This window comes from Streptomyces sp. NPDC048111, assembly GCF_043202815.1.
GTDB lineage: Bacteria > Actinomycetota > Actinomycetes > Streptomycetales > Streptomycetaceae > Streptomyces.
In genome coordinates, this window is the sequence record NZ_JBIDBD010000001.1 from 995,948 (window position 1) to 1,005,575 (window position 9,628).

At 74.1% G+C, this 9,628-nt stretch carries 9 protein-coding genes; 3 read left to right on the forward strand and 6 right to left on the reverse strand.

The genetic code is table 11. The annotated features are described in order from the left end of the window. Positions 1–72: 72 nt before the first annotated feature. Both ACGF3I_RS04400 and ACGF3I_RS04405 read right to left on the reverse strand, forming a co-directional pair. On the reverse strand, positions 73–816 hold the full coding sequence (locus ACGF3I_RS04400; RefSeq protein WP_393129014.1) for an acyltransferase: 744 nt from the start codon (positions 814–816) through the stop codon (positions 73–75). Between the two features lie 160 nt (positions 817–976). After that, on the reverse strand, positions 977–1,507 hold the full coding sequence (locus ACGF3I_RS04405) for a gamma carbonic anhydrase family protein (RefSeq protein WP_393129015.1): 531 nt from the start codon (positions 1,505–1,507) through the stop codon (positions 977–979). Between the two features lie 126 nt (positions 1,508–1,633). On the opposite strand from ACGF3I_RS04405, the gene ACGF3I_RS04410 reads away from it, so the two are divergent. After that, positions 1,634–2,083: an SRPBCC family protein gene (locus ACGF3I_RS04410; RefSeq protein ID WP_393129016.1), complete on the forward strand. Its 450-nt coding sequence runs from the start codon at positions 1,634–1,636 to the stop codon at positions 2,081–2,083. A gap of 27 nt (positions 2,084–2,110) precedes the next feature. On the opposite strand, the gene ACGF3I_RS04415 is transcribed toward ACGF3I_RS04410, so the two are convergent. The 3 genes from ACGF3I_RS04415 to ACGF3I_RS04425 form a co-directional block, all read right to left on the reverse strand. Continuing rightward, positions 2,111–2,767, reverse strand: a complete 657-nt coding sequence (locus ACGF3I_RS04415; protein WP_393129017.1) for a DedA family protein — start codon at positions 2,765–2,767, stop codon at positions 2,111–2,113. Positions 2,768–2,844: 77 nt separating this feature from the next. Next, positions 2,845–5,325 carry a beta-glucosidase gene (locus ACGF3I_RS04420; RefSeq protein WP_393129018.1) on the reverse strand — a complete coding sequence of 827 codons (2,481 nt, stop codon included), beginning with the start codon at positions 5,323–5,325 and terminating at the stop codon, positions 2,845–2,847. Between the two features lie 359 nt (positions 5,326–5,684). Then, the gene (locus ACGF3I_RS04425; RefSeq protein WP_393129122.1) at positions 5,685–6,122 is read right to left on the reverse strand and encodes a DUF4442 domain-containing protein; all 438 of its coding nucleotides are present in this window, start codon (positions 6,120–6,122) and stop codon (positions 5,685–5,687) included. 110 nt (positions 6,123–6,232) lie between these two features. On the opposite strand from ACGF3I_RS04425, the gene ACGF3I_RS04430 reads away from it, so the two are divergent. After that, positions 6,233–7,300 (forward strand): hypothetical protein, encoded by a 1,068-nt coding sequence (locus ACGF3I_RS04430; protein ID WP_393129019.1) that lies wholly within the window; start codon positions 6,233–6,235, stop codon positions 7,298–7,300. 57 nt (positions 7,301–7,357) lie between these two features. Then, positions 7,358–8,659 (forward strand): MFS transporter, encoded by a 1,302-nt coding sequence (locus ACGF3I_RS04435; RefSeq protein WP_393129020.1) that lies wholly within the window; start codon positions 7,358–7,360, stop codon positions 8,657–8,659. Here ACGF3I_RS04435 and ACGF3I_RS04440 read toward each other — a convergent pair. Further along, positions 8,615–9,412 carry a spermidine synthase gene (locus ACGF3I_RS04440; protein ID WP_393129123.1) on the reverse strand — a complete coding sequence of 266 codons (798 nt, stop codon included), beginning with the start codon at positions 9,410–9,412 and terminating at the stop codon, positions 8,615–8,617. The two genes, ACGF3I_RS04435 and ACGF3I_RS04440, sit on opposite strands and share 45 nt — an antisense overlap. Positions 9,413–9,628: the final 216 nt, after the last annotated feature.

The window sequence follows — 9,628 nt, forward strand, 5'->3', positions numbered from 1 at the left end:
GGCGGGGCGGGACGGTGCGGCTGGGCGGGACCTGCGCGGGCGGGCGGCCGGGGCTTCAACGGCGCCGGGCGGTCACGCCTCCTCGGGCGCCAACTCCGCGATGGCGACGAGCTGTTCGGGGGTCACGCCCTCCGGGATGGGCACCGGGGCGGGCGTGCGCAGCGGAGGCTGCCAGCCCTGCTCCTCGTCCCAGGTCCGTACGATCCGCGCGGGCGCGCCGGCCACCACCGCGTGGTCGGGCACCTCGCCCCTGACCACCGCGCCCGCGGCCACCACCACGTTGCGACCGAGCCGGGCGCCGGGCAGCACCACGGCCCCGGTGCCGAGCCAGCAGCCCGGGCCGATCTCCACCGGCTCCATGCGCGGCCACTGCTTGCCGACCGGCTGGTGCGGGTCGTCGTAGCTGTGGTTGGTAGAGGTGATGTACACGTACGGGCCGCAGTACGTGTCCGAGCCGATGGTCACCGTGGTGTCGGCGATGACATGGCTGCCCCGGCCGAGCACGACGCCGTTGCCCAGGGTCAGGATCGGGTCGGCCCCGAGGTCGAGCCCGGGCATCATTCCGGCGGTCAGGGTGACCTGTTCGCCGATGATGCAGTGGTCGCCCAGTTCGATCCAGGGCTCGCCGAAGACGGTTCCCTGCGGGAAGGCGAGCCGCGTCCCGGCCCCGATCCGGCGGAAGCGGAGGCGCCCCGGACGTTCGGCGGTGACCGCGCCGGCCTCCTTGAGCAGGGCCCAGCCGCCGTGGACCGCGCGGGAGGCGAGGGTGCGCCGCCAGGCGGTCAGCGATGAGAACGTGTTTCTGTTCTTGGGCACCCGCTCACGGTACTCATCGCCGCCCTGCCGATCAGCGCCGACGCCTGTGATCTTCCGCTCAGCACGGGGCGGCCGCACAGGCCGGCCCGGGGCCGGGCACGTGGGCGGCTCCGGGGCCGGGCACATGTGGGCGGCCCCGGGACCGGCCGCGGTCCCGGGCTCAGGCCTCGTGAGCCTTGCGGTGGTCATCGGCCAGGCCCAGGTACATCAGGGCGTTGACCTTGATGCCCTCGCGCTCCTCGTCGCTCAGCTCGCGCCGGACCTTGGCCGGGACGCCCGCGACCAGGGAGCCGGGCGGCACGACCATGCCCTGCGGCACGAGGGCGTGGGCCGCGATCAGCGAACCGGCGCCGATCCGGGCGCCGTTGAGGACCGTGGCGCCCATGCCGATCAGGACGTCGTCCTCGACGGTGCAGCCGTGCAGCACCGCGTTGTGGCCGACGGTGACGCGCTCGCCGACGGTCACCGGGCAGCCGGGGTCGACGTGCACGGTGCAGTTGTCCTGGATGTTGCTCTCGGCGCCGATGACGATCGGACCGCAGTCGGCCCGCAGCACCGCGTGGTACCAGACGCTCGCTCCGGCGCCCAAGGTCACCTCGCCGAGGACCACCGAGGTGGGTGCGGTGAACGCGGTCGGTGCGATCTCGGGCGTCTTGCCGCCCACTGCCCTGACCAACGCCTGCTCTGCCATGCGCCACTCCTTGTACGGATTCCCTGAGGGTTCGGATCCATCGCGCCGGGTGTCACGCTAAGCGACCGGGTCCGGGCCAGCGCGGCCGGGGCCCGCCCGCGGACACGCCATGGCACGCTTCACGCCATGGCACTCTTCCGGATCGACCGCCGCACGGCCCTCGCCCCCGCCGAGGCGTGGCGGCGGCTCACCGACTGGGAACGGCACGGGGACGGCGTCCCGCTGACCCGGATCACCGTGCTCACCCCGCCGCCCAACGGCGCCGGCACGGTCTTCGTGGCGCGTACGGGGCTCGGCCCGCTGGGCTTCGACGACCGGATGGAGATCACCCGCTGGCAGCCGCCCGCGTCCGGCGCCCCGGGTGTGTGCCGCCTGGAGAAGCGGGGCCGGGTCGTCACGGGCTGGGCCGAGATCGAGGTGGGCACCTCGGGCACGGGCCCGGGGGCGTCGCTGGTCTGGCGTGAGGACCTGCGCGTATGGGGAGTGCCCCGCGCCCTCGACCCGCTGACCGCGTGGGCGGGCCGCGTGTTGTTCGGGCGGGCGATGACGGTGCTGCTGCGGGACCGGGCCGCGTGACGGCCCGCCGGACGGGGGCGCCGGCCGTCAGTCGGCGGCCGGCACGTTCTCCCGCTCGGCGTCGGCCGCCTCTGCCTCGGCCATCGACTTCTTCGCCCGGTTCTTGACGACCAGCATCGAGGCGACGCCGATGAGCAGCGCGGCGACCAGACCCAGGTAGGAGAAGTTCTTCAGCCAGGACTCGGCGACGATGCCCAGGTAGTAGATGACGGCGGTCGTACCACCCGCCCAGCAGATGCCGCCGAGGATGTTGGCGATGAGGAACTTCCAGTACGGCATGTGCAGGACACCCGCGAGCGGCCCCGCGAAGATGCGGAGCAGCGCGATGAAGCGGCCGAAGAAGACGGCCCACATGCCCCACTTCTGGAAGGACCGCTCGGCCATGGCGACATGGCCTTCACTGAAGTGCTTGGGGAACTTCCCGCCGAGCCAGGCGAGCAGGGGCCTGCCGCCCTTGCGGCCGATGGCGTAGCCGATGGAGTCGCCGATCACGGCCCCGGCGGTGGCGCACGCGCCGAGCACGACCGGGTTGATGTGGCCCTGCTGGGAGGCGAGCAGCGCCGAACTGACCAGGACGATCTCGCCGGGCAGCGGGATCCCGAGGCTTTCGACCCCGATGACCAGCGCCACCAGAAGATAGACACTGACGGCGGGGATGTTCTCCAGCCACTCCTGGATGTGCAACGCCGCGTTCCTCCCGCTAGCCCCGGGCGAGGAGCCCGGCATGCGCCCCCCTGGCGCACCCCGGGAAGCCTACCCGTTCAGGTCCGGCCGCCCTCCGCGTGCGACCGGACCAGGCCATGGCCCGTCAGTCGCGGCTCGCCCGCCGAGACGCCCACACTCACCTCGCGCCGTCCGGTGCCGAGCACCCAGCGGTGCCGCACCGGGTCCCACGAGGACAGGGCGCGGGCCGGGATCCACACCGCCACCTGCTCCTCATGTCCGGGCTCCAGGCGCAGTCTGCGGTAGCCGGCCAGGACGCGGCGGGCCTGGTCGAGGCGGAGGTCGGGCGAGGGGCCGAGATAGACCTGGGCGACCGTGATGCCGGTGCGCGGGCCGCTGTTGCGCACGGTGAAGCGGACGTCGAGCCCCTCGTCCGCGGTGCGCACGCTCAGCCGCGTGTAGGCGAAGGTGGTGTACGAGAGGCCGTGCCCGAACGGGAAGAGGGGGGTCACGTCCTCGGCGTCGTACCAGCGGTAGCCGAGCCGGATGCCCTCGGAGTACTCCTCGGTGCCGTCCACGCCGGGGTAGCGGCGCGGGTCGCCGGCCATCGGGTGGCGGTCCTCGGCGGCGGGGAAGGTCTGGGTGAGCCGGCCTCCCGGGTCGCAGTCCCCGAACAGGACGGCGGCGGTGGCCTCGGCGCCCGCCTGGCCCGGGTAGTACATCTGCAGCACGGCGCCGACCCGGTCGAGCCACGGCATGGTGGTGCAGGACGAGGTGTTGAGCACCACGGTGGTGCGGGGGTTGGCGGCGGTGACGGCGTCGATCAGCCCGTTCTGGTGGCCCGGCAGGGCCAGGCTCGTACGGTCGGCGCCCTCGGTCGCGTCCTCGTAGGCGAACAGCACGACGCTCCCGGCGGCGCGGGCCGCGGTCACGGCTTCGGCGACGTCGGCGGCGCGGGTCGCTCCGGTGCTGCGGCGCAGTCTGAAGAGCTGGCCCTGGTCGCGGCCCTTGGCGGTGACGGCGAGCCGGTGCGGGCCCGGGGTGAGGTTCCGGGTGGCGCGGCGGACCGTGAGCCCGTCGGGAGCGGTGGCGACCAGGCCGCCGGCGAAGAGTTCGCCGAGTCCCGGGGCGGGCGGGAAGAGTTCGGTGCCATCCAGGAGCACCTTGGGCCGGTCGCCCGAGTAGTGGATGCAGAAGGTCCACTCGTCGGGGTCGGCCACGGTGAGCGTGCCGTCGTAGGTCCAGGTGGCGCCGGGCTCGACCTGCCGGCCCTCGAAGTCGGCGCCCGGCGACGTGGCGGGGAGCGGCTTGCCGAAGAGGTCCTCGCCGAGTGCGTAGGTCACCTGGGCGCGGTCCCCCGCGCGGGCCCGCAGGGCGTCGAGCGGGCTCTGCGCGTGGTCGGGCACGACATGGGCGCTGCCGCCGCCGCTGACGAAGGGGATGCTTCCGGTGGGCCCGATCACCGCGATGCGGCGGGCGGCCCCGCCGGTGAGGGGCAGGGTCGCGTGCCGGTTGTGCAGCAGGGTGGCGCCCGCCTTGGCGACCTTCAGGGCGGTGCGGGCACCGCGGCGCGCGTCGCGTGCCGGGCGGGCCGGCGGCTTCTCGCCGAGCAGGGCGAAGCGCTCCATGACGGACAGGACGCGGCGCACGCTGCGGTCCACCCACGCCTCGGGGACGCTGCCGTCGAGCACGGCCGCCTTGAGCGCGTCGGCGTAGTGGTCGCCGCCGGGCATCTCCATGTCGAGTCCGGCGCCGAGGGCGGGGGCGGTGCTGTGGGCGGCGAACCAGTCGGACATCACCCAGCCGCCGAAGCCCCAGTCGCCCCGCAGGACGTCGCCGAGCAGTGGCTCGTTCTCGCAGGCGTAGGTGCCGTTGACCTTGTTGTACGCGCCCATCACCGCGCCTACCCCGGCGGCGACGGCCGCTTCGAAGCAGCGGAGTTCGAGTTCGCGCAGGGGCTGCTCGCCGATCCGCACGTCGATGGACATGCGGTCCTTCTCCTGGTTGTTCAGGGCGAAGTGCTTCACGGTGGCGATGAGCCCCTGGCCCTGGATGCCGCGGATCTGCTCGGCGACGAGGTCGGCGCCGAGCAGCGGATCCTCGGAGAGCGTCTCGAAGTTGCGCCCGCCGTACGGGGTCCTGATGAGGTTGACCATGGGCGACAGCAGGACGTCCTGGCCGAGCGCACGGCCCTCGCGCCCGATGACCTCGCCGTATTCGCGGGCGAGGGCGGGGTCGAAGGCCGAGGCGAGCAGCACCGGGGCGGGCAGCGCGGTCGCGTGCGCGGTGACGCGGACGCCCGCGGGGCCGTCGGCGAGGCGGAGCGGGGGGATGCCGAGCCGGGGCACGCCGGGGACGTAGCCGGCCTGTCCGAGGCTCTTCGGGTCGTCAGCGCCGTGCAGCAGGCCGATCTTCTCGTCCAGGGTGAGCCGGCCGAGCAGCGCCTCCACCGTGCGCGACCCGGGCGGGGTGCCGGCCGCCCGGGCGGGTCGGGCGAGCGTGCCGGCCGCGGCCGCCGCGACCACGACGGCGCCGCCGAGCAGACGCAGCGCTGACCTTCGGGAAACGGTGTCGGACATGGACCGTCACTCCTCTGTGGTGCGGGCCTTTGTGTGCGGGCCTTTGTCTGCGAGCCCTCGTGTGGCGGGCCCTCGTGTGCGGGCACGACGCGGTGGACCGCGGCACGACGGGCGGCGGCCGGCGTTCGACCTGTGAACGCACTATGCGCCACGATGGAGTTGACGGGCCGTCAGGCGCCACGAGGCGCCGGGAAAGGTAGGACCGTCCGGCGGAAGAGTCAAGAAAGGCCGTCCGCTCGCGGCCCCGGGAACGACGGAAGGCGCCCCGGCAGAGCCGGGACGCCTTCGGGTCGCGCGGGGCCGCCGGCAGCCGGGTCCGTAACGTCCGGAGCCGCTGGGCGGGGGCGGAAACTCGGGGGTCAGGAGTGGGGGCGCAGGGTCCAGACGACGGTCATCTCGCCGGTCACCGCGCCGTCCGCGCGCTGGATCTCGATGTGCACGGGGAACTCGGGGCGCCGGCCCTCGTCCAGGTCGGCCACGACGTCGGCGATCGGGCGGCCCAGGGTCGCGGTCGCGGTGACGTCGCCCATGGCGAGCTTCTTGTAGCCGATCTCCGCCTTGACGGCGAGCGGCACGGCCCGGTGCATCTGGTCGCCGAACGCGGCGATCACGATGGCGCCGCTGGCCGACTCCGCGAGCGTGAACATCGCGCCGGCGTGCGGTCCGCCCACGTGGTTGTGGTAGTCCGCCTGGTCCGGCAGCCGCAGCACCGCGCGCTCGGGCGTGGTCTCCAGGAACTCCAGGTTGAGGGTGCGGGCCATGGGAACGGTCGCGGCGAGCATCTCGCCCACGGACATCTGATCAGCGCTCATGGGGCTCGATGTTACCCATGAGTAGTCAGCCTTGGCCATCCCCCGCCGGGGGCGGCCGTAGCCGGGGCGGGGGTGCCCCTCTATGGTTACTGGCCATGTGGCCAGGACAGCAGCCGCCCGGGGGCGAGCAGAACCCGCAGGATCCGAATCAGAACCCGTACCAGCAGCCGGGGTACCAGCAGCCGAATCCGTATCAGCAGCCGACGCAGCCCTATCAGCAGCCGGCGCAGCCGCAGCAGCAGCCGGCCCAGCCCGGGTACGCGCCGCAGGGTTACCAGACGCCCAACCCGTACCAGCAGCCGACGGTGCCGCAGTACCCGGTGGGCAGCCCGCCCGGGGCGCCGCAGCCGCCGCAGAACAATGACCGGAAGAAGACCACGGTCATCGCCATCGTGGCCGCGACCGCCGTGGTCGTGGCCGCGGCCGTGACCGGCTTCGTGGTCCTCAAGGACGACGGCAAGGGCAGCGACCAGGCCGACGGCAAGGGCACCAAGTCCCCCTCGGCGCCGGCCTCGGACTCGGCCGCGCCCTCCTCCCCCGCGCCCAACCCGCGCGGCGCCGGCACCGAGGTCAAGCCGGTCATCGCCGGCTGGAAGGTCGTCGTGAACCCCGCCAAGGGCGAGGCCTTCGACGTGCCGCCGGACTGGGAGGTCGACAGCCCCACCATGAGCGTGGGCTGGTCCGACAAGGCGGACAAGAACGGCTTCGGCGGCATGACGATGTCCGCCCCCGCCTACTACAAGTCCTCGTGGTGCGTCGTGCAGACCCCCGGCGCCCGCGACCAGAAGACACCGCTCGTCACCGTCGGCACCAAGGGCGCCAACGGCGCGAAGTCGACCGACGAGGCCGCCGAGCAGGCCGACGACTGGCTGTACTTCGCCTACACCCAGCCGGACAAGGATCACATCACCTCCGAGAAGCCGGTCCCCTACACGACCAAGTCCGGACTGCAGGGCAGCGTGGTCCGCGCCAAGACGACCGGCGTGAAGAAGACCGACAAGTGCACCACCGAGGGCCAGGCCGTCCTGTTCGGCTTCAAGACCCCCAAGGGCGACCTCGCCGCCTGGAGCCTGATCGCCAACACGGGTGTGCCGGACGCGGTGTCCGACGACACCATCCAGAAGATCCTCAGCACCATCCGGCTGGTGCCCGCCACCGGCTGAGGCCGGCGCACGGTAAAGCGATTGGCGCGGGAGGGCCGCAACGGGGATAGTCCCCGGGTGACGTCCACCGCTCCCGCCCTGCCGCGCCGCCCCTCCTGGGCGGGCCGCAACTACAGCCTCCTGACCGCCGCCGCCGTCGTGACGAACCTGGGCAGCCAGGGCGCACTGATCGCGGCGGCGTTCGCCGTACTGAGCTCCGGCGGCAGCGCGGGCGACGTGGGCCTGGTCGCGGCGGCCCGCACCGTGCCGCTGGTGCTCTTCCTGCTGGTCGGCGGCGCGCTGGCCGACCGGCTGCCGCGGCACCGGGTGATGGTCGCCGCCAACGCGCTCAACTTCCTTTCCCAGGGCGCCTTCGCGCTGCTCGTCCTGGCCGGTGAGCCCCGGCTCTGGCAGATGATGGCGCTCACCGCGCTCGGCGGAGTGGGCCAGGCGTTCTTCGGCCCGGCCTCCGAAGGCATGCTGATGTCCAGCGTGAGCGGCGCCGAGGCGGGGCGCGCCTTCGCGTTCTACCGGATGGCGATGCACGGCGCCGGCATCGGCGGGGCCGCGCTCGGCGGGGCGCTGATCGCCGCGTTCGGACCGGGCTGGGTGCTCGCGATCGACGCCGCGGCCTTCGCCGTCGCGGGCGCGCTGCGGGCCTTCCTCGACGTCGGCCACCTCCCGGAGCGCGAGCCGGAGGGCGGCCTGCTTTCCCAACTCCGCGACGGCTGGCGGGAGTTCGTCAGCCGGCCGTGGCTCTGGTCGATCGTGGTGCAGTTCGCGGTGGTCAATGCGGTGGTCGCCGCGGCCGAGGCGGTGTACGGGCCGCTGGTGGCCCGCGACTCGCTCGGCGGGGCGGGGCCCTGGGGTCTTGCGCTCGCCGCGTTCGGCGTCGGCACCTTCGCCGGGGCCCTCCTGATGATGCGCTGGAAACCGCGTCGGCTGCTGCTCGCGGGCAGCCTCTGCGTCTTCCCGCTCGCCCTGCCGTCGGCCGCGCTCGCGGTGCCGCTGCCGCTGGGGGCGCTCGCCGCGGTGATGCTCCTGACCGGCGTCTCGATCGAGGTCTTCGGGGTGTCCTGGATGACCGCGCTCCACCAGGAGATCCCGGAGGAGAAGCTCTCCCGGGTCTCCGCCTACGACTGGCTGGGCTCGATCGCCATGGTGCCGGTGGCGACCGCGCTCGCCGGGCCGGCCCAGGACGCGGTGGGCCGCACCCCTGCCCTGTGGGGCTGCTCGGCCCTGATCGTGCTGCTTACCGCGGCCGTGCTGTGCGTGCCCGACGTACGCCGTCTGACCCGGCACTCCGCGGCGTCCGCGGCCATCGGGCCGCAGGCCTCAGCCGGTGCCGATGCCGAAGGCGCCGTCGGGCGGCTCGGGTGAGGGCAGCGCCGACGCGTCGTCGACGGGCGCGGCGTTCTTGATGAAGCGGCGCAGCGCGTCGCCGTGCTCGACCCGGGCGGGAAACGCGTCCCCCGCGGTGCGCCGGGCGAGCCCCGCGACGTCCAGGGGCCGCCGCGAGGCGAGGAGCACCGCGTTGCCGAAGCGCCTCCCGCGCAGCACGGACGGCTCGGCGATCAGTGCGACCTCGGTGAACACCGCCTGGAACGTGGCCAGTTGGGAGCGGAGAAAGGCGAAGGGCGCGCCGTCCGCCAGGTTGGCCGCGTAGACGCCGGCCGGCTTGAGGACCTTCTCGGCGGCCCGCGCGTACTCGATCGAGGTGAGGTGGGCGGGCACTCGCGAGCCGCCGAAGACGTCCGCGACCAGCAGGTCCGCCGAAGCGGCGGGCGCCTGCTCGGTCCATGCCCTGGCGTCCCCCGCGTGCAGGGTGATCCCGGCGCCGAGCGGCAACGGCAGGTGTTCGCGGACGAGTTGGATGAGCGCGCGGTCGGCGTCCACGACGTCCTGGCGCGAGCCCGGGCGGGTGGCGGCGACGTAGCGGGGCAGGGTGAGCGCGCCGCCGCCCAGGTGCAGGACGTCCAGAGGGGCGCCCTCGGCGGCCACGCAGTCCACGACGTGGGCGAGGCGGCGGGCGTACTCGAACTCGATGTAGGTGGGGTCGTCCAGGTCCACGTACGACTGGGGGGCGCCGTCCACGGTCAGCAGCCAGGCGCGCTCGCGGTCGACGTCGGGCATCAGGCGCGCGGTGCCCCAGTCGACCTCCCTGATGACGGGTATCGGCTCGTCGCGCGGGTCGTCGTTCACGTCCCCATTGTGCGCCCGGCGGCCGGACGCCGGGCAACGGCCACCGGGGGCGGGGGGGGGGGGGGGGGGGCGCGCGGGGGGGGGGGGGGGGGGGGGGGGGCCCGCCCGGGGGGGGGGGGGGGGGGGGGCCCCCCCGCGGGCGGGCGC

What these genes read in the sequence shown, in the direction of transcription:
- ACGF3I_RS04410 (WP_393129016.1), top strand. Translation starts at nt 1,634, where the DNA reads ATGGCACTCTTCCGGATCGACCGCCGCACGGCCCTCGCCCCCGCCGAG.
- ACGF3I_RS04430 (WP_393129019.1), top strand. Translation starts at nt 6,233, where the DNA reads ATGTGGCCAGGACAGCAGCCGCCCGGGGGCGAGCAGAACCCGCAGGAT.
- ACGF3I_RS04405 (WP_393129015.1), bottom strand. Translation starts at nt 1,507, where the DNA reads ATGGCAGAGCAGGCGTTGGTCAGGGCAGTGGGCGGCAAGACGCCCGAG.
- ACGF3I_RS04420 (WP_393129018.1), bottom strand. Translation starts at nt 5,325, where the DNA reads ATGTCCGACACCGTTTCCCGAAGGTCAGCGCTGCGTCTGCTCGGCGGC.
- ACGF3I_RS04440 (WP_393129123.1), bottom strand. Translation starts at nt 9,412, where the DNA reads ATGCCCGACGTCGACCGCGAGCGCGCCTGGCTGCTGACCGTGGACGGC.
- ACGF3I_RS04425 (WP_393129122.1), bottom strand. Translation starts at nt 6,122, where the DNA reads ATGTCCGTGGGCGAGATGCTCGCCGCGACCGTTCCCATGGCCCGCACC.